Annotated in this window: 13 protein-coding genes; 5 read left to right on the top strand and 8 right to left on the bottom strand. The window is 65.2% G+C overall.

The window, feature by feature from the left end; genetic code table 11:
• Positions 1-13: 13 nt before the first annotated feature.
• From P8L30_13815 to P8L30_13830, 4 genes are all read left to right on the top strand, one after another.
• The gene (locus P8L30_13815; GenBank protein MDG2241275.1) at positions 14-1,072 is read left to right on the top strand and encodes a multiheme c-type cytochrome; all 1,059 of its coding nucleotides are present in this window, start codon (positions 14-16) and stop codon (positions 1,070-1,072) included.
• Positions 1,069-2,799 carry a cyclic nucleotide-binding domain-containing protein gene (locus P8L30_13820; protein ID MDG2241276.1) on the top strand — a complete coding sequence of 577 codons (1,731 nt, stop codon included), beginning with the start codon at positions 1,069-1,071 and terminating at the stop codon, positions 2,797-2,799. The genes P8L30_13815 and P8L30_13820 overlap by 4 nt, the downstream gene beginning before the upstream one ends.
• The gene (locus P8L30_13825; GenBank protein MDG2241277.1) at positions 2,784-3,608 is read left to right on the top strand and encodes a hypothetical protein; all 825 of its coding nucleotides are present in this window, start codon (positions 2,784-2,786) and stop codon (positions 3,606-3,608) included. Before P8L30_13820 ends, P8L30_13825 begins: the two co-directional genes overlap by 16 nt.
• A 306-nt stretch (positions 3,609-3,914) precedes the next feature.
• A complete protein-coding gene (locus P8L30_13830) occupies positions 3,915-5,576 on the top strand; it encodes a cytochrome c3 family protein (GenBank protein MDG2241278.1) in 1,662 nt (553 codons plus the stop codon).
• A 158-nt stretch (positions 5,577-5,734) separates the two neighbouring features.
• Here the strand turns inward: P8L30_13830 and P8L30_13835 are convergent, their stop codons facing one another.
• The 4 genes from P8L30_13835 to P8L30_13850 all read right to left on the bottom strand — a co-directional run bounded on the left by P8L30_13835 (position 5,735) and on the right by P8L30_13850 (position 13,005).
• The gene (locus P8L30_13835) at positions 5,735-6,295 is read right to left on the bottom strand and encodes a hypothetical protein (protein ID MDG2241279.1); all 561 of its coding nucleotides are present in this window, start codon (positions 6,293-6,295) and stop codon (positions 5,735-5,737) included.
• Between the two features lie 2 nt (positions 6,296-6,297).
• Positions 6,298-8,121 (bottom strand): M66 family metalloprotease, encoded by a 1,824-nt coding sequence (locus P8L30_13840; protein MDG2241280.1) that lies wholly within the window; start codon positions 8,119-8,121, stop codon positions 6,298-6,300.
• Between the two features lie 239 nt (positions 8,122-8,360).
• Entirely contained in the window at positions 8,361-11,459 is a 3,099-nt protein-coding gene (locus P8L30_13845; protein ID MDG2241281.1) for a hypothetical protein, read from the bottom strand.
• A gap of 16 nt (positions 11,460-11,475) precedes the next feature.
• Positions 11,476-13,005, bottom strand: coding sequence for an alpha/beta fold hydrolase (locus P8L30_13850; GenBank protein MDG2241282.1), 1,530 nt, complete (start codon positions 13,003-13,005; stop codon positions 11,476-11,478).
• 478 nt (positions 13,006-13,483) lie between these two features.
• Between P8L30_13850 and P8L30_13855 the strand changes: the two genes are divergently transcribed.
• Positions 13,484-16,717, top strand: coding sequence for a hypothetical protein (locus P8L30_13855; GenBank protein MDG2241283.1), 3,234 nt, complete (start codon positions 13,484-13,486; stop codon positions 16,715-16,717).
• Here P8L30_13855 and P8L30_13860 read toward each other — a convergent pair.
• The 4 genes from P8L30_13860 to P8L30_13875 form a co-directional block, all read right to left on the bottom strand.
• On the bottom strand, positions 16,706-17,563 hold the full coding sequence (locus tag P8L30_13860; protein MDG2241284.1) for a hypothetical protein: 858 nt from the start codon (positions 17,561-17,563) through the stop codon (positions 16,706-16,708). The two genes, P8L30_13855 and P8L30_13860, sit on opposite strands and share 12 nt — an antisense overlap.
• On the bottom strand, positions 17,563-17,994 hold the full coding sequence (locus P8L30_13865; protein ID MDG2241285.1) for a hypothetical protein: 432 nt from the start codon (positions 17,992-17,994) through the stop codon (positions 17,563-17,565). The genes P8L30_13860 and P8L30_13865 overlap by 1 nt, the downstream gene beginning before the upstream one ends.
• Complete coding sequence (locus tag P8L30_13870) at positions 17,991-18,734, bottom strand: SDR family oxidoreductase (protein MDG2241286.1); 744 nt, start codon at positions 18,732-18,734, stop codon at positions 17,991-17,993. Before P8L30_13870 ends, P8L30_13865 begins: the two co-directional genes overlap by 4 nt.
• Before the next feature lie 99 nt (positions 18,735-18,833).
• Positions 18,834-19,043, bottom strand: a complete 210-nt coding sequence (locus P8L30_13875; GenBank protein ID MDG2241287.1) for a hypothetical protein — start codon at positions 19,041-19,043, stop codon at positions 18,834-18,836.
• Positions 19,044-19,206: the final 163 nt, after the last annotated feature.

The following is a 19,206-nucleotide window of genomic DNA, read 5'->3' on the forward strand; positions in this document are numbered from 1 at the left end:
GACGGTGAATCCGATGCTGACCTCCCGTACCCGTGCGACCACCGCCGTGATGGGATTGTGTCTGCTCCTCACGGGGGCGGTGATGTACACGGCCCAGGAAACCGACGGACTGCGGTACGACCCCGCCAAGATCGTCGGAACCGAGCGGTGCTCGGAGTGCCACGAGCCCGCCGTCGACCAGTGGGAAACCACGAGCCACTACAAGACCTTCAACGGTGCCGACGACGTTGAGGCTATGCATCGGAGGGACGCCGCCGCTGAGATCCTGGACAACCTGGGTGAGCGAAGCGCGAAGCGGGGTGTGTGCGCGAGCTGCCACTACACGATGCAGGCCGAAGAGGCCGGCGGTCGGCCCCGGGCCAACTACGGGGTTTCCTGCGAGTCGTGCCACGGCGCGGCCGCGGATTGGATCGAAGAGCACGGCGTTTACGGCGAGGATACATCGGGCGCCAAGTGGACGCGGGAAACCGAGCCCGACGATCACCGTGAAGCGCGCCTGACGACTGCCGAGGCCGGAGGCATGATCCGCACGGACAACCCATACGCGCTCATCCAGAACTGCTTTCAGTGCCACACGGTCCCCAACGAGCTTCTGGTGAACACGGGCGGGCACCAGGCGGGCTCCGACTTCAACATCCTCGAATGGCTGGCCAGGGAAGTCCGCCACAACTACCTGTACTCGGATGGCGCCGAAAACCGGGCCGCACCTCGGGACATGGACGCGGTAGCGCGGTCCCGTGTCCTGCTGGTTCTCGGCGAGATGATCGACGTGGAGTACGGGCTCCGAGGGTTGGCGTCGGCGACCACCGACGGGCCATTCGCCGAAGGCCTCGTGGCCCGTATCGGGGCCGGAGTCGAGGCTCTCGAAGCCATCCGTGCCGCGGAACCAGCCATGGCTGCGACCCTCGACACGGTTCTCGCCGCGGTGGCGGGCGCCGATCTCGGGCCGAACAACCGGCCGGCGCTGCTCGCCGCGGCCGAGACGGTGGGATCGGCTGCACGCTCGTTCTCCGAGAGCGAGGACGGAGCCGGCCTGGGTGGATTGGATGCGCTGATGCCTGGAGTCCCATGACCGGACCACCTGCTCCCCGAAGGCTGGCCCGCTGGGATCATCCATTCGATACCGGGATGACCGAGGGCGACGTCGACCGTCTCCTGGCGCTCCCGCTGTTCGCCGACATGGAGGCGGATCGCTTCCCGAGGAACATCCCTCTCCGGGGGATCCTCCGGAACGACGCCCGAAAGGTTCGATACCAACCAGGTGAGATCGTGATCAGGGAGGGGGATTACGGCACGTCCGCCTTCGTCATCTTGGGTGGTGGAGTGCGCGTGATCCTCAAGAGCCAGACCCGGTTTGCGCCGGGCCGGACCGAGCGTCGGCGCGTGAGCTTCCTCAAGTCCCTGGTGAGCCCGTTCCTGGGGCGCCCGACGCCTGAAGCCCGGGACTTCCGTCCGGCGTCGGAACGCACGGGGCTCATGACGCGGGGCGTCGGGACCGAGACGAGAGTCTACGTGCCTGATGTGACGGGTCTCATCGAGCGATCCGAGACGGTTCCCTTGGCGGAGGCGGGGGATCTCTTCGGGGAGATGGCGGCCCTGGGACGCACCGATCGGTCCGCCACGGTCGTTGCGGAGACCGAGCTCGAGCTGCTTGAGATCAGGCATCCCGGGCTCAGAGACCTCCGGAAGTACGACGCGCGCTTCGGCGCACAGGTCGACAGTTTGTACCGGGACCGGTCGCTGGTCACGCGATTGAAAGCCACCCCCATCTTCTCTCATCTCGCCGACGAAGAGCTGGCCGTCGTGGCCAAAGCGGCGGAGTGGCACTCTCATGGGCGCTTCGACTGGGATGTGGATCTCAAAAAGCGGGGGGCGCTGGACTGGGACGAGCGCCTGAGTGACGAGCCCATCGTCCTACTTCAGGGTGATTACGTGAACGGCGTGACCGTCATCGCCAACGGCTTCGGTCGTGTCTCACGCTCGTTCGGCAATTCGGAGCACACCCTGGAGTATCTGGGCAGAGGGCGGGTCTTCGGCCTGGAGGAGTTCACCCACCATTGGCGTACCGGCGAGCCGGAGCCCCACGGCACGACCCTGCGTGCGTTGGGATACCTGGAGACGCTCTTCGTGCCCAGCGATCTGGTTGAGAAGTATGTGCTGGGGCCAGACAGGAGCCGCCCACGGGCGAAGCCGTCGCTAATCCCCTCGGCGTCAAGCGCTGAGAAGGGTCGGGGGCGCGGCAGGTCCCGCCTTCCGGTGCTGCCCAACGTAGTTCTGGAGGGCTTGGTGGATGAACGGGTCCACATCGGCGGGGCTGCCATGGTCATCGACATGGATCGCTGCACCCGGTGCGACGACTGCGTACAAGCGTGCTCCGACGCGCATGACGGCAATCCTCGTTTCCTGCGCAGTGGCCCCAGGATCGGCCCGCTCATGGTTGCCAGCGCGTGCATGCACTGCGTCGATCCCGTGTGCATGATCGGATGTCCCACGGCCGCCATCTCGCGGGACAAGGCGACGGGAAACATCCTCATCGACGACAACACCTGTGTCGGCTGTGGCACCTGCGCCAGCAGTTGCCCCTGGGACAACATCCGCATGGTGGAGATCCGTGATACCGCGGGTGAGGTGATTCGTGACCTCGAAATGCACGAACCCATCCGAAAGGCCACCAAGTGTGACCTGTGTATCGATGAGTGGGGCGGCCCCGCGTGCCAGCGGGCGTGCCCTCACGATGCGCTGGTGCGCCTCGACCTCAGTCAGGGCCCAGAGAGGCTTGCCCAGTGGCTGGATCGCTGACCGGCCGCTGGAGCAGACGCGCGCTCACGGTGGCGGCCGTAGGGGTGACGTTCTACGGCGTGCTCCGCTACCAGGACGCGTGGGCAGGGAGATGGGCGATACCCGCCGGAGAGGTGACCGGCTGGCTGCTCCTGGCGTTGGTTGGCGCCCTGACCTTCTTGAACGTGCGGAAACGCTTCACGCGCATACCGCTGCTCCCGGCCACTCTCTGGGTCGACGTGCATGTGTTCCTGGGGTTGCTCGCCGGCCTGTTCCTCCTGATCCACGTCGGATACTCGTGGCCGAGGGCTGCGCTGAACTGGGGGTACCTCCTGCTCTTCGCTTCGGTGTGGGCGAGTGGCCTGGGCGGGTTGTGGCTGTCCCGCTGGGTGCCCAGGCGTCTTCGGGAACGCGGGGAGGAAGTGATCTACGAGCGCATTCCAGCCCACCGGGCGCGCCTTTGCCAGCGGGTCCTCGAGATCGTGGACCAGGATCTCGCACAGGACGAGATGCCCACCATCGCCGCGTTCGCCGTGGAAACGCTGCTCCCGTTCATGGAGCGTCCCCAGAATCGGTTTGCGCACCTCTTCCGTGCTCGCCGCCATCTGCAGGACCGCCTGGGCGAACTCGATGAGATGGAGCGCTACGTGAGCGCGCGGGAGCGGCACATCAAGACGGAGCTGGCCGCGCTACTCACGACGAAGGACGACCTCGACTATAGCGAGGCTCACCAGGCGCTGCTGAAATACTGGCTCTTTGTGCATATCCCCCTCACGTACGCGCTCCTCCTCATCGCGCCGGCGCACATCGCGTGGGCGCTCCTCTTCTGATCGCCCATGCCGACCCCTTCTGAGCTCTGGGCGTCCGCGCGGCAGGCGTACGAAAGGCCCACCCAGGATTGGGCGTGCGGGCGCGAGACGCCGTGCGCCGCGGGCCCGAACAGGAAAAGGGGCTGCGGCGGAACCGCTCGATGCGTGCCCTCCACCGAGGCCGACGTGCACCTGTGTGCCCGGGCGCAAGAGGATGGTGGGGCCTGCGAGATGGGTCCCGGGACCGGGGGGAGCTGCGGCTCTCCACTGCCGCCGTGCATTCCCGTTCCGAGCCTTCGTATCCGCCGGCGCCGAACGTCCCTGGCCGTGGGTGGCCTCGCGTTCGCCTTCACGGTGCTGGTGTGGTATTCGTTGCCAGCGCAGCCCCTCGCCGCACGGCTGTTCAGCCCGGGCCCATTGGCCCGGGCCCATGCGGACATCGAGTCGGACTGTGCGTCCTGTCATACGGCACTGTCCGACTCCTCGTACGTGGGTGATCTCGCGTGGGATGCGTTTCGCTCGAGTGGGAACAAAGGCGGGCCCACGGAGTGCGGATCCTGCCACGAGGTGCCCGAGGCGTTGACGTTCCTCCCTCACACCCTGGCCGTGGCGTCGAGTGGCTCGGGCTCCCTCAGCGCTCATCTGGCACCCGGAGGGGCGGACCCCAGGAGTTGTGCCTCCTGCCACGTCGAGCACGGCGGCGCCGGTGCGGAGCTGCGTCCCGATCCGGCAGAGCTGTGTGCGTCGTGCCACCTGGGAGAGCCAGAGTCGTTCAAGGCTGCCCACCCCTCCCTCGAGCCCTTCGCGATTCTCGAGGATGAGCTGCGTTGGGCCTTCGATCACACGTCGCACTCGGTTGAGTATTACCCCCGTGAGGAAGTGGCCTTCGATTGCGTCGTCTGCCACAATGCCGGGCAGGTGCTGACCATGGCGGTGAACACCTTCGAGGCCTCCTGCACGAGCTGCCATAATCACGTGTCCGAGGTGAACTCGGTCCGGCTCCCGGTCTTTCAGCTACCGGGACTGGACTACGAGACCCTCGAAGAGGAGGGCCTGAGCATGGGGAGCTGGCCGGAGGATGCAGGCATCGATCTCGAGGCCGAGCTGACGCCTGCCACGCGCCTCCTGCTGGATGCCGAGGGCGTGCGCGCCGCCGACCGCCTGGAGGCACAAGGCGCACTCCTCTTCGATCTCCTCGATGCCGACGTGGAGCTCGCAGACGTGGAGACGCTCGTGTGGTCCCTGAAAGAGGCACTGGCCGACGTGCGAGAGCGGGAAGGAGCCGCGCTGCGGAGCAGGTTGGGCCGGTGGCCCGGCGTCGAGCTGACGCGTGATCTGAACATCACGCTACAGCAGTGGGCCGAGGCGCTGAATCGGGCGTCCGGCGACTGGTTTCCCGATCTCGAGGCAGAGGTGGCCCGCCACGACGCCGGCGAGAGCGTCGAGGTCCGCGTCGTGAGCGACTACGATTTCACCGCCAAGGAAGTGGGCGCCTGGACCGTGGACACACGGACCTTCTCAGTGCACTACTCGGTGGAGCGTCATGCTGACGCCCTCGCCCGGGCACTCTTCGAGGCGGCCGCGGGACGCGCCTCCATGGCCGGCCTTATGACCGAGCTCCGGCATGACGCGGCGGCCGGATCCTGTTTGAAGTGCCATGGAAACGGGCTCGCCGCATCTGCCGACTGGCTCGAGACGGGTGGAGCCCCGTCTGAAGGCCCGGAATCCAGCACGTCGGTGGCGGGGTGGTTCGACCACGGCCCCCACCTCTCCGTGACCACCTGCGCGGAGTGCCATGCGGAGACCGGGGCGACGCCATCCTTCGACACGGTGCCACTGTCCCTATGCTCGGCGTGCCACGCTACCGAGCCCGTGGACCTCGAGGAGCCGGCGACCATGACGTGCTCGGCGTGCCACGTGTACCACGATGCCATGTCCACCAAGGCGATCGGGACGGATTCGGCGACCGCTCCGGAGTCGGGCGGGTAGGTCGGCAGAATCATCCTCAGGCCGCGTCGGGGTGCGGGCGATCCTGACGGGGTTCTGCTTCCTGGGCAGGTGGTCTTCGGCATCGAGTCGGAAGTGATTCAAGAGTAGGCCATCACGGGCACCGGTGGTGCGTATCAGCTACTCGATCCTCAACGCCGTCAATGCATGGACGGCCCCAACCGGATCCCCACCCCCAAGTCCAGAGCCACCGCAACCGCGTGCTCCGAGCTGGACAGCGTCTTGGCGGACAACCAACGGTAGGATAGACCCGGGGTAAATCTCATGCGGCCCGACCCGAAGGTGAAACCGGCACCAGCGTGAATGCCCGGGCCCAGGGCGGGGGACTCGCCCTCCGTCCCCACTTCGGTTACTCCCAAAAGCACCCCGAGGCGCAGCCAGGCCCATCCTTTGCGCGCCCCCGCCCCCAGCACACCATGGTTCCCGGTCACGATCAGATCCTGCTCAATGCAGAAGCCCTCCTCGCACCCGAACGCGCTTCGGACATACCCACCGTAGACGCTGAGCCGAGGCGTAATCTGCCGCATGACCAGTGCCTCGTAGGACAGCGCCGGAGCTAAGTCGAGGCCGGCGGCCGTGCCGGTGTGGCTACCCACCATAAGCCCGCCCCGGATCTCGGCGTGGGTCTGCCCAGCGGCTGGACTGTGGACCAACACGGCTCCCAGGGCCATGGCGATGAGCCCGGCAGGCAAGCTCCTCATTCTCACCTCCGCACCGGGCCGCTGTCCGGCAGCCCCTGGCTGAACCGGACGGTCGCGGTCGCACTGATCGCCGCTGGCACCACGCCATCCCGGAGAATGGCGCGAATGCTACCGGTGGTCCTGTCGGTGGCCAGGGCCATGCGGGGAAGGCGCGTCGAGCCATCCACGGTAAGGGCACCCTCGGGACCGATAAGGGAGATGGCGTCGAGGGCCTCAACACCCTCCGCCCCCAAGGGAACGGCGAAGGCGAAATGCCCTCCGCCCCATTCCACTTCCTGGGGCGCGAAACTCAAGGAGAAGAGCACGCCTCCCTCATGGTCGAGCCCTTCCAAGCGAAAGGGCCCGTCTTCGGAGGGGAGGCGGGGAGGCGCGTCCAGGACAAACGTAGGCTCCAAAAACATCTCCCCGTCTCCGGCACTCCCCCAAAGGAGCAGCACCTGCTGCTGCGCCGCCGGGGCCGGCGACGCGTCTACCTCGAGCCGGAAATCGATGGCCTTCTTGAAGTGGTAGTCGCTGACCCACTTGGGATAGCAATACCCCATGAGGTCCTTGTAATCGTCGGGGTCTCTGAGCACCCCAAGACCCGAGCCGAGGCTCGATTCGTAGCCCCACGCTCCGATGGAGCCGCCGTCGTGGGGGTAGCTTGGATCCGGGCCGCCCGCACCACCACAGGGGGCGTGGCGGAGGCTGACATTGTGACCGATCTCGTGAGCGAAGGTAGTGGCAGAGGGCCGCCCGACGCTGACCGGGTTGCCTATGGAGGCCAGGCCACCCCATTTGGATCCGGAGGGAAGCACCAGGGCACCGTAATAATGGCGGTGGGATCCCTCTGCGACGCGGAGGGCGGTAATCTCCCGGAGGAACGCCCTCCAACCGCCGTCGGTGGTCAGGTCTGCGGCAGTGGTATAGGTCTCGTGCACCTCCAGGTCCAGCTCGCCGATGGGTAGCATCGACCGGAGGAACCGCAGCGTCGAGCCGGTGGGGCCCAGGCTCGCGATCCAGCCGAAAAGCCCTTGGTTGGAGCTTGAGGCGTGAAGAACCGGTACGATGGTCAGGTCAAAGCGCGGCAACGTTTTGACATCCAGGGCCTTCCGACCCTCTGCCGGAATGCGTACCTGGCTTCCAGGGGCCAGCGGCGTGGTGGCGTCCACGTCCAACTCGACCACCAACTCTACGCCGGGCTGAAGGACGGAGCCAGGGACAAACGCGTTGAAAGACCGGTCCAGGCGGCTCTCGACCACCTCATGCGGGATCAGATACGAACCCGGAAGCAAGGTGACACTGTGGACCTCAGCGCCGTCCAGGTAAAAAGTGGCCCGCCCCCTGGGCTGGTAGAAGCTGGCTGGGTCGCTGGTAACAAAAACGCGGAGGAGCGCCTGAACCCCAGAGATGAGGGGCACGTCGCCCTGGGCATTCTGGACACTCTGGACCAGATAGACGGTGGGCGCCGCCAGAGCCACTATGTTGGGGTTTACGCGGACTCTGGACGAGGCCACGAGGCCCGCTAGCCTCGCCTGGACCCACACCTCGCCGCCGCCCAAGCCCTCCAGGCTCCCGTCGGGGGCGACCCCCACCGCGTCCGGTTCGGAGAACGACCACTGGGGTGTCGCCCACGACGGATTTGAAGAAAACGGCTCGCCGTCCTGGTCCAGGACCGTCACTCGGAGGGGTGCCCGGTCCCCCTGCGTGATCAGGGTGTCGGCTGGCTCGATAATGAGCGACTCGGGGACCCGGTCGGATACCGTCGCGAAATCGGAGCAAGCCCCGCCCACGAGGGCGGCGGCAAGGAGCCAGGATCGGCGGAGGAAGAGGATCGAGGGGATCATGGCAGGCAGGTTGGCCGCGTCTTATCCCTGGTGCAAGGGGGGGGTAACTCTTTCTTCAACCCGGATATGGCGGACTTCTTGGAGAGGGACTATCTGGTGATGAGTAGCGGTCCTCCTGGGGAACCAGCTCCCCGTCCTTGATGAGCTGAGGCGCCACTCCCTTGACCATTGACCACCCCTGCTCAATCAATCGTCCTTCGAGGTACCGGGCGCGGGCGACAAGGCGGGATCGCCTCGCGTCATCTCCCGAAGTCCCTTACCACCATCTGAGGCAAACCCGCCCTCGTGAACTCGTCGTTCAGACGGGTCAAGTCTTCGGAGATCAGGTCATGTAGCACCCGCATGTGCCCGTCGAGTTCGGCCGCCAGCTCCTCGAAGACGTCACGGTACGCAGCCGTTGGCGCTGCGTCTCCCCATTCGAGCCGACTGCGCAGGCCAGTAAGGCGATCGTTCAGTCGGATCGGGAAGGCGATCTTGTCCTTGGGGCTCTGATTCCGGACTTGGTAGAGCTGGGCCTCGACCCGGCCGATGGCGTCCACGAATCGCTCTGCTGACGCCTTCAGCTGCTGGTCCTCGCTTCCGGCGACACTGGCCTGGATCTGTCCCCTCAGGTCGCGAATCAACAGAACGCTCCCGTTCGCCTGGCTCTCCGCGTCCCGAATCCTCGATGCGAGCCGGAACTGTCCGACGAGGTCGGCGTCGGTTACCCCGGTCAGCCGGGGATCGCGGTGCACACCGAAGGAGGCGACATGTACGTCGTCGCCCACTGTGAGACGGGCCTGATACCGACCCGGCGGGGACCACGGGCCTCGGGCCGGATTGCCGCCCTCGAGCACGATGCCGTCGAAGGTCACCGCGCCCCGATGGCGGAGATTCCATGTCTCTCGATGAGTCCCCTCGCCGCGCCTGCCCTCGAAGAGCGTGCGCACGAGTTCTCCCTCCGCATCGAACACGTCGAGGCGAACCTGTTGGTCCGAACCGGTCACGTAATAGTCGATGACCGCCGGAACCGACCGCCGGATCGCGTCAGCCGGGTTGAAGAGATGGGTGTCGGCTGTCTCGAGACCGGTGTCGATCTGACGGAGTGTCTCGATGTCGTCCAGGACCCAGAACGACCGACCGTGCGTGGAAATCACCAGGTCGCGTTGCTGAACCGTGAGCCCTGTGATGGGAGTGTCGGGCATGTCATAGGAGAGATCGGCCCAATGGGCACCGTCGTCGAACGATACGTACACACCGTGTTCGGTACCGGCGTACAGCAAGCCCTTTCGGTTCGGGTCCTCGCGGAGGACTCGCACGAAGTCACCCGGCGCGATCCCGTCGACAATCTTCGTCCAGCTGGTGCCGTAGTCGTTCGTCCTCCACGCATAAGGCGACCGATCGTCCATCTCGTAACGAATGCCGGCCACGTAGGCCGTCGAGCCGTCGTGTGGTGAAACGTCGATGCTCATCACCCGCGTGTGTGCAGGCATGTCCGGGGGCGTGACGTCGCTCCAACTCTCACCCGAATCCCGCGTAATGTGCACCAGGCCGTCGTCCGATCCGGTCCAGATCGTAGCCTGGTCATGGGGAGACGGCGCGAGCGCGTATAGCGTCGCATAGATCTCGGGTCCGTCCTGGTCCTTCACGACAGGCCCGCCGGAGTCGCCCATGGTCTCCGGCTCAGCACGCGTGAGGTCGGGGCTGATCCTCAGCCAGGACTCTCCTTCGTCCGTCGACTTCCACAGGTGCTGGGAGCCGACATACAGCGCTGCGGGCTCGGCTAGCGACACTGCGATCGGATACGTCCAGTTCCAGCGTTCGGGCATGTCTCGCGCCGGCTCGCCCATGACGATGCGAGGGTGCGGCTGAATGTCCCGAACAAGACCCGTGTTGCGGTCGTAGCGGGTGAGCGCATTTGTCGCGCCGGCATAGAATACGCTTGGATCGGTTGGTCTTGGCGCAACGTATCCACTCTCGCCTCCTCCCACCGAATACATCCACTCCGTGCTCACGCCGCGTGGGTTTTGAAGATGCCCCTCCTCGGACGAAACGCAGACGGTGGAGTTGTCCTGCTGGGCACCACACGCGTGGTAGGGGAAGTCCGTCGTGGTCGCGAGGCGGTAGATCTGTGCCGTGGGATACTTCATTCCCGTCCAGGTGCGCCCGCCGTTGACGGACACAACACCACCACCGTCATTGCCATTGATCATGCGGAGGGGGTTCCCTGGATCGATCCAGATGTCGTGGTGATCGGCGTGCGTCTCGCGAACACTCTCCAGCGTACGGCCGGCATCGGTCGACTTCATGAGCCGGAAATTGAGGATGTAGATCGTGTTCCGGTCGACCGGGTCGGCCTGGATCCGCTGGAAGTAGAACGCCCGCTGCCAGATGTCTCGGTGTGCGTTCACGAGGGTCCACGAAGAGCCTCCGTCGTCCGACATGTAGAGGCCTCCGGCCTCAGCCTCCACGTTCGCCCAGATCCTCTGGGAATCTGCGCCGGACACGGTGATCGCTATTTTGCCCAGAACACCGGCCGGAGATCCCACACTACGCGCCGGGAAACCCGGATTGTCGGTCAGTTCGGACCAGGTATCGCCGCCATCCGTCGTCTTGAAGATTCCAGAACCTTCCCCGCCGCTCCACAGTTGCCAGGGCTTCCGGTGCACCTCCCAGAGCGTCGCATAAAGGACGTCAGGGTCGTGCGGATCCATGACGAGATCGACCGCGCCAGTGCGGTCGTTCCGGAACAGAACCTTGTCCCAGGTCCGGCCGCCGTCGGTGGTCCGGAAGACGCCGCGGTCGGCACTCGGGCCGAACGGATGTCCGAGAGCAGCCACGAAAGCCCGCTCCGGGTCGGTCGGGTGCACCCTGATCCGGCCGATCGCTTGGGTGTTCTCCAGACCGACGTGACGCCAGTTCCTCCCGCCATCGTCGGAGCGATACACACCGTCGCCTTGAAGCACATTCGCTCTCAGCTGCACCTCGCCCATCCCGATGTAGACGACGTCCGGGTTCGATTCTGCAACTGTCACCGCCCCGACAGAGCCACTCCTTATCTGACCGTCCGTCACCGGGGACCACGAGGTGCCACCGTCGGTGGTCTTGAAGAGCCCACCACCCGTCGCGCCGAAGTAGTACTCGAACGGTCGATCGGAGTGTCCGGCTACGGCGATCGAGCGCCCGCCACGGTCCGGTCCAATCGATCGCCACTCGAGCGGGGGCATCAGTGCGGCCTGCCCGGGGGCGGACTGCGCCGCTGCTGGCGCCGCGAGAAGTGCCAGCAGCGCCACCGGCGCCGCTATTAGCGCCGCGAGGACACGGAAAAGAACCGAGATGATCAGACTTTGACGACTCATCGTCTCTCCCCTTGGTCTAGCGAGATGTCGGAACGCGGAATGGGGTGGGTGGCAGCCACACGGTGTCGGGCAGCGATGTCCAATCCCCTGTCGCTGCAAAGTGCAGAATGCCGGAGCGAAATTCACCCGACGCACGCATCGCAGCCCGGATCGCCCCGTGGGGGCCACGCACGATGGGAATGAACTTGCTGTTCTTGAAGTGGGGCACGAGTTCCAACGAGTTCTCGAAAGGAGTCGAGGTGTCCCAGGTGCCGTGCGCGATAACCGTCGGGATCTCTGTGTCGAAGTTCTGCCGGAAATCGTTTCCCAGGTCACTTTCCCACGCTGGGCAGCGGGCAATGTACCCCCAGTTCATTCCGAAAAGCACCTCGTTCGCGGGGTCCGCCGATTGTCTGGCAAGGCGTTCCGATGTGATTCCCGAGCCGCAGTCCAGCTGAAAATAGCTCGCAGTGCGATACTGGGGGCCCGACGGCCGGGAACCGAGGTAGAGCTCCTCCGCGGCGCGCGTGAAGTTCCCCTCGGTCATCTCGATGACATCCGCAGGCCATCCCCGCAGACCCGCCGAGAACCCGCGGGCCAGGGTTCCGACCGCGGTACCGTCGAAGAGCACATCGTGACGGCTGCCGTCATCCGGGTCGGTGACCGACACCGTGAACGGGCTCTGAGCTGCGCTTCTGACGAGATCCTCGAATGCCGCGACGAGGCCGCCTTCCGGAATCCGCCCGCTCAATTCGGCCGATGCTTCGGCTTCCTCGGCCACTCGGCGATAGACGTTCCAAAGGTGGCCGGGGTCATCGTAGGTATGATCCGGGCCTTCCATCCCCCGAAAAATCGCTCGCTCCACGATCTCGGGATGTAGGCGCATGAGGCTCATGCCCCAGTGTGACCCAAAGCTTCCGCCCCACATGATGATCTTGTCGTACCCAAGAGCGAGGCGGACCTCGTTCACGTCCTCGGCGGCTTCGAGCACCGTGAAGCCCGCAAGGTCGAGTCCACTCTGCTCCCAGAATGCCCGTTCGGGGGCGAGCATGGCCTGCAACTCGGCGGCGGCTCGTTCAGGGTCAGCGGCCACGTCGCCAGGAGTGATCTCCGTCGTCGTCTCGATTGTGGTAGTGGGCTTCGATGAGCCGATCCCACGCTGGCCGACAACGATGACGTCCGATACCTGCGTGAGCGGCAGCCAACGGTCTTCGAACGTGCCGACCTCCTCCAGGGCCCGTTCGAGTCCATCGAAGCTGGGACCCCCGTGGAGGAAGAAGACCGGAGGTGTCCCCGGTCGCGCTTCGGACGATGCACGGAAGCGATAGACCTCGACGCCGAGGACTCCGCTATCTGGATTCGAGCGGTTCACCGGTGCGAAGTAGAGGCCCCGCTCCGCGTTCACGAAGCCCCCGTCGAGGAGGGGGATTCGTTCCGGGTAAAGGAACATCGTCCCGGCGGCGGGCGGGGGAGCAACCGCCGTGTGGAATGATGCATCACTGGTGGGCTCGGCACATGCGCTGCTGACAACGAGACATGCCGCAGCTATGATTTTTTCGATTCGCATTTCTCGCTCCTTGGGGTTGCGAACGTCAGGGGCGTCCGCGCGTCATGCAAGGGCGGTGGTGGACCGGGGACCCAGTCGACGCGGGTCATGGCCGGCTGGGTCGAGGGGCGCCATAGCGACCCGAGGCTGTTGGCGCTTCCGCCTAACGTCGACTTCTCCGACGTACTCAATCCCCTTCCGCAGGGCCGCTTAACGCGAAGTGCGGATTCGGACTGTGCACGTGGGAGAAGCCGACCGTATACGTGTACTGAGCCTCGTCGTTCGCTCGGGCCGGCATCGGGTCCTCACCTGCCCAAGCGGACCGCTAGGACTTAGGAGCGGGAGAGAATCGGGACCAGGGACTGACCTCATGCGTGACGCGGCATTAGCCACCCACTTTCAAAAACCCCTCACAGCCCGTAATACCTAAACCACAAGCCAACACCGGGCGCATTCCCCTTTATGAAAGGCCGCACGGTTCCCTGCGGATCGCTGACCTATGGCTGACTCGGACTCGCCGCAGCTCTCACCGGCACAAACTCGACTCCCGCACCAGCGGCGAGCTCACCTCTGCGCCCTCGTCGCGCTCGCCGGATCGCTGACCCTCGGCACCCCACAGCTGAAAGGCCAAGCCCGGGCCGACGTCGACCCCACGATCCTAGACACTTGGCAGTGGCGAGCATTGGGTCCCAACCTCGGGGGTCGATCAATTGCGGTCGCGGGTAGTTCGGCCCGGGAACTCGAGTACTACTTCGGCGCTGTGGGCGGTGGGTTATGGAAGACGACTGACGCGGGCAACAGCTGGATGCCCGTCAGCGACGGCTGGTTCATGAGTTCGTCGGTCGGCTCGATCGGCGTTTGCGAGGCCGACCCGGACGTCGTGTACGTCGGCATGGGTGAGGGTCAATTCAGGGGCACGATGTCGTCCGGAGACGGGGCCTACGCAACCCGGGACGGCGGCAAGACTTGGTCGTTCATCGGCCTAGCATCGAGCACGGGCCAAACAATGATTCCGCGCATGCGCGTCGACCCAGCAAACTGCGACGTGGTCTACGCTGCGGTGCTCGGCGACCCCTACGGGCCGAACGAGGAGCGCGGTGTCTTCCGCTCCACTGACGGAGGTTCGACCTGGGAGCGCGTCCTGTTCGTGAGCGAGCTGGCGGGTGCCTCGGATCTTGCCACGGATCCCGCCGACCCGAACACGATGTACGCGACGATCTGGGATGTACATCGGCCACCTTGGGGCGGGCGAACCAGCGGCACCAGCGGCATCTTCAAGTCGACGAACGGCGGAGACAGCTGGACGGATCTCACTCGCAACCCCGGGATGCCGGATACGATCATCGGCAAGGTGGGGATCTCCGTATCCGGAGCCGATTCGAACCGCCTTTACGCGGTCATCGAGGCCGCGCCCGACCACGGCGGCGTGTTCCGCTCGGATGACGCGGGCGCGACCTGGCGTAGGACGAACGGCAACAACGCGCTCTTCCATCGGGCCGAGTACTACACGCGGATCACCGCGGATACGCAGGACCCGGATCGGCTCTACGTCCTCAACAAGAACTTTTTCCGATCGGACGATGGCGGGGAGACCTTCCAGCTCGTGCGCGTGCCGCATGGGGACAACCACGACTTGTGGATCGCCCCGGACGACAACGCCCGAATGGTGCAAGCGAACGACGGTGGGGGCACAGTCAGCTGGAACGCCGGGGAGACGTGGACGGATATCGACTTCCCGACGGCCCAGATGTACCACGCGTTCGTCACCAACGACTTTCCCTACCAAGTCTGCGGCGCCCAGCAAGACAACACCTCCAAGTGCGTGCCATCGGACGGTGATGGCTCGTTCTGGTACCAGGGTCCTGGAGGTGAGCAGGGCTACGTAGCCATCGACCCGACGCGCACGACGCTTGGCTACGGCGGCTCTCAACGAGGTGGAATCACGCGCTTCGATCGCACCACTGGCCAGCGGCAGAACGTGCAAATCTGGCCGCGCCAATCCGACGGCTTCCCGGCCGGAGGTATACGTGAACGCTTCCAGTGGACCTTCCCGATCGTGATGTCCCTTCACGATCCTCGAGTGATCTACGCGGCCAGCCAGCACGTGTGGAAAACGGAGGACGCGGGAGAGAACTGGCAGCGCATCAGTCCAGACCTCACCCTCGCTGACCCCGAGACGCTCACCGGTTCCGAACAACCCATTAAAGACCACAACAGCCAAGACTATTACGCCACGATCTTCACGCTGGCGGTGTCGCCGCACGACGCTCAGACGCTGTGGACCGGTTCAGATGACGGGCTCATCCATGTCTCTAGGGACGGAGGCGCGAACTGGCAGGATGTGACGCCCGAGGACCTCCCATTCCGAGCCAAGGCGAGCCTGATCGAGGTGTCGCCTCATACTCCGGGCAAGGCGTATCTGGCCGCCGAGAAGTACAAACTGCAGGACGTGCGCCCCTACATCTTCAAGACCGAGGACTACGGCGAGACGTGGGAGCTCATTGTGAACGGCATCGGCGCGGATCACTTCGTGCGTGCAGTCAAAGAAGATCCCGAGCGAGCAGGACTGCTGTACGCCGGCACGGAGCACGCGCCCTACGTGTCCTTCAACGACGGTGCTGTTTGGCAGCCCATCGCGCTCAACCTGCCCGACCTGCAGATCTCGGACATCGAAGTCGCTGGGAATGACCTCGTGGTCTCGACGTACGGCCGCGGCTTCTACGCACTGGAGGGCATCGACAGTTGGCGGCAGATGACTGCGGATGTGCTCGCTTCCGATGTGCACCTGTATGAGCCGGGCGCAGCCATTCGGACGCGTGCCGGTCCGGCGTCCGGTGTTGACCGCGCAGTCTACGGCCGTGGGCGCATTCCAGGTACGAACCGCGTCGACATCTACTATCAGATGCGGAGTGGAGCGCGGCGCGTAACGATCGATATCATTACGGAGGCGGGAGACCTCGTGCGCAGCTTTGTGGGCGCCCGCGATGTCGAGCGGCCAAGCCCCGTGCGAAACTCGGTCGGACACGTAATCACCGGACCGTCATGGGGCGGCGCAACGCCGGCGCCCATCCCCGGTTTCGAGGCTGGCTTTCATCGGTTCAGCTGGGACACTCGTTACCCGCCCGCGGTCGACTTCCCTGGTATGCGCCTACGCGGTGCGAACGCAAACGGGCCCCAGGCGGCGCCGGGCAGCTACCAGGTCCGGCTCACCGTGGACGGCATAACGAGGACGGAGCGCTTCGACCTGCTCAAGGACCCGCGCCTGACCGAAGTCACGCAGGCGGACTTCGTGGCCCAGTTCGACTTGGCGATGGCCGTGCACGCCAGATTCAACGATGCGACGACGGCCGTAACGCGCATTCGTGCGTTGCGCATCGAGGTGGACGACCGGATCCGGGCCGCGTCAGACGTACAAGTCACGCAGGCCGGCACCGCGCTCGCCGCGAAGCTGGGAGACGTCGAGGGGGACCTCTACGAGGGTGAGGCCGAGGCGCAGAGTGACCTCAAACACTTCGGGACCCGCCTCGCCAACCATCTCTCGTATTTGAAGGGCGTGGTGATGGGCGCAGACGCGCGCCCCACGCAGCAATCGTTCCAGGTACTCGAAGAGATCTCAGTCGAGCTGGATGCACATCTCCTCAGGCTCGAGGTCATCCTCGGAGACGAGTTGGATCGATTCAATGACCTGCTCAGAGAGAAGGGCATGCCGCCCGTTGGGAGGCTAATCGCCTAGAGGACGCCGAACGACCACAAACGGCAGGCCTGCGACCGTCGCGGCCAGACTACTCCAGAGCACGCTGAGCCGCGTGGTCTCTAGACCGGCATCAGCCGTTACGAGGACGGCTGCGTAGACCCCGAGCAGCAGCCCAGCCCGGACACGGATGTGTACGAGAGGGAGTCCATCCACATCCCCGCGGCTACGAGGCGCAGGATAGAAGAGCGCCGCAGCTAGAGCGAGCACGGCCACAATGATGAGGGCAATGCCCACCGGCGCGTCGGGCATGCCGCCGCCGTCGTTGGCTGAAGCGCCGAGAAGAGCAGCGAACCCGGCGAGGAACAGGGCGAGCAGACTGTGGCTCCTCCTCATGGCCTGTCCTGGAGCGGTGGGCAGCACTCCGTCCAGCGCTAAGGCGGCAGCGCCTACGACGGCGAGGGTCCAACTTTCCGTCCAGGCTGCAAAAACGAAGAGCGGAAGGAGCAGCAGCGTGTCACTCGCCAGAGCCGCCTTACCTGTGCTGCGGTTCACGAGACGCAGCGACATGAGCACGACGACGGGACTCAGGAGCGATTGCTCCCCCGCCAGAAGCCACGCGAACCACGCGAGAGCGGCCGCGAGGAATGCAGCCGCGTTATCGTCCGGGGACAACTCCCGGGTGAGCGCCCAAGCCAGGAACGTAGAGAGCCCGGCGTTGGCACCCGCGAGGCCAGCGCCCAATCCCCCCGACCCCGCCCTCACCGCCAACGCAGCCCCGACGACGAGCGCGAGTGCGAGCAAGAGGAGGATGGCACGATTCGTCGGATAGGCCGGGTCGACAGGTCGGCCGATGCCGGAGAAGCGGTACACGGGATGCACAGTCATCAGCCTGCCCACACGTAGAGGGCTACGGCCAGCGGCACGCGCAGGATCCAAGCGACGGTCCGCACCCAATTCGTTCCGACCAGGCGACGATGCACTGCGGCATCGAAGCCGGTTGAGAGGCGGCGGTGCGCCGGTATCTGCCACAACGCCGTCGAGCCCCAGATGATCGCAAGCAACGCCAGACCGCCGTACGCCCATACCCGGTACTCTGGAGTCGGCGCGAGCAGGACGAGCCAAAGCGCCGATCCGACCTCGAGGACCATGGGTGGAGCGACGACCCAGCCGGTGCGCCGAGTGTGCAGCGCTTCATAGGTGACGAAGCCCCCGCGACCGACCTCGGCCATGAGTGGATAGTGAACGACTTGCACGAAGACGATCACGCCCGCCATGAAGACGGTCGAAAGCAGGTGGATCAGCGCGGGGTCATTCACGCGGAGCGCACACGCCCGAGGCCTCCGTCCACACCGAGCGTCTGCCCGGTCACCCAGTCTGCCTCGGACCCGAGAAGCCACGCCATGGCAGCGGCGATGTCCTCCGGCTCTCCAATCCTACCAAGCGCGTGCATCGCTTCCGAGGACGCACGCCCGGGCCCGCTCTTGGTGATGCGCTCCGTCAGCGGCGTCTCAACGAGTCCGGGCGCGACGGCGTTCACCCTTACGCCGGATCGGCCGTACGTCGCCGCGGCGGAGCGCACCAGCGCATCGATGCCTCCCTTGGCAGCCGCAATCGCCTCATGGTTCGCGAGCCCGATGGCCGCGGCGGCGGACGAGACCAGGACCACGCTCCCCTGCTTCTGTCTCATCATGGGCCGCACCGCCGCGCGCAGCACGGCGAACGAGCTGGTCAGATTGGCGGACACGGTGTCGGCCCATTCCTGCGGCTTCGTCAGGTGAGCCGGCTTGAGGAGGAGGCTGCCCACGCAACTCGCAACTCCATCAATGCGTCCATGAGCATCCATGACCTGCTCGACTGCCTGTTCTACGGCTTCGAAGTCCGATGCGTCGGCCGGGAGCGCAAGCGCACCGAGTTCCGTGGCCAAAGGGGCCAGCCGTGCGGGATCCCGCCCGGAAAGGGCGAGCTGCGCCCCCCCGAGCTCCAGCCGCCTGGCGAGCGCACCGCCAACGCCACCGTAGGCTCCGAAGATGAGATAAACCGGTTCTTGATTCGTCATTTTAGACCATTTCCTGGGCCGCGGAGAACGTGCAAAACCAAAATCGGGGACGAGTCCGGAAGAACCCGCCCCCGCTGACCGATGATCGTCGGCGCTGCGCTAGTACTTGATGCGCAACCCAACTCCGAACGGCCACACCCACGAGTTGGACGTGCCAACCTCGGCTTCGGCCGAGAAGGCGATGTCACCCTGCCGGCTGATCAGGAAGTCGACCGAAGGCGACGGCTGAATGCCCAACTTCGCGCCAGCGTTGATCGCCGGATACGTGTTGATGTGAGCCGTAACGATGTGCGGATAGTATAAACCCATTTTCCATGACCGCCAACCTTTTGTCCAACTATCTGTCTAACAAGGATGGATATTTGGTAAATATTGCGACTAGATACTCACAGTATCGCATCTATGTACAAGGAGTGTCTAACTATATACGTTCAGTGATCAGGGGAGAGGGAGTCAGGCTCTTTGCTTCCTC

Source organism: Longimicrobiales bacterium (assembly GCA_029245345.1).
Classification (GTDB): Bacteria; Gemmatimonadota; Gemmatimonadetes; order Longimicrobiales; family Gaopeijiaceae; genus CALFPJ01.

Coding starts and splice junctions, on each gene's coding strand:
- P8L30_13815 (MDG2241275.1), top strand. CDS start 14: ATGCTGACCTCCCGTACCCGTGCGACCACCGCCGTGATGGGATTGTGT.
- P8L30_13820 (MDG2241276.1), top strand. CDS start 1,069: ATGACCGGACCACCTGCTCCCCGAAGGCTGGCCCGCTGGGATCATCCA.
- P8L30_13835 (MDG2241279.1), bottom strand. CDS start 6,295: ATGAGGAGCTTGCCTGCCGGGCTCATCGCCATGGCCCTGGGAGCCGTG.
- P8L30_13840 (MDG2241280.1), bottom strand. CDS start 8,121: ATGATCCCCTCGATCCTCTTCCTCCGCCGATCCTGGCTCCTTGCCGCC.
- P8L30_13845 (MDG2241281.1), bottom strand. CDS start 11,459: ATGAGTCGTCAAAGTCTGATCATCTCGGTTCTTTTCCGTGTCCTCGCG.
- P8L30_13850 (MDG2241282.1), bottom strand. CDS start 13,005: ATGCGAATCGAAAAAATCATAGCTGCGGCATGTCTCGTTGTCAGCAGC.
- P8L30_13855 (MDG2241283.1), top strand. CDS start 13,484: ATGGCTGACTCGGACTCGCCGCAGCTCTCACCGGCACAAACTCGACTC.
- P8L30_13860 (MDG2241284.1), bottom strand. CDS start 17,563: ATGACTGTGCATCCCGTGTACCGCTTCTCCGGCATCGGCCGACCTGTC.
- P8L30_13870 (MDG2241286.1), bottom strand. CDS start 18,734: ATGACGAATCAAGAACCGGTTTATCTCATCTTCGGAGCCTACGGTGGC.
- P8L30_13875 (MDG2241287.1), bottom strand. CDS start 19,043: ATGGGTTTATACTATCCGCACATCGTTACGGCTCACATCAACACGTAT.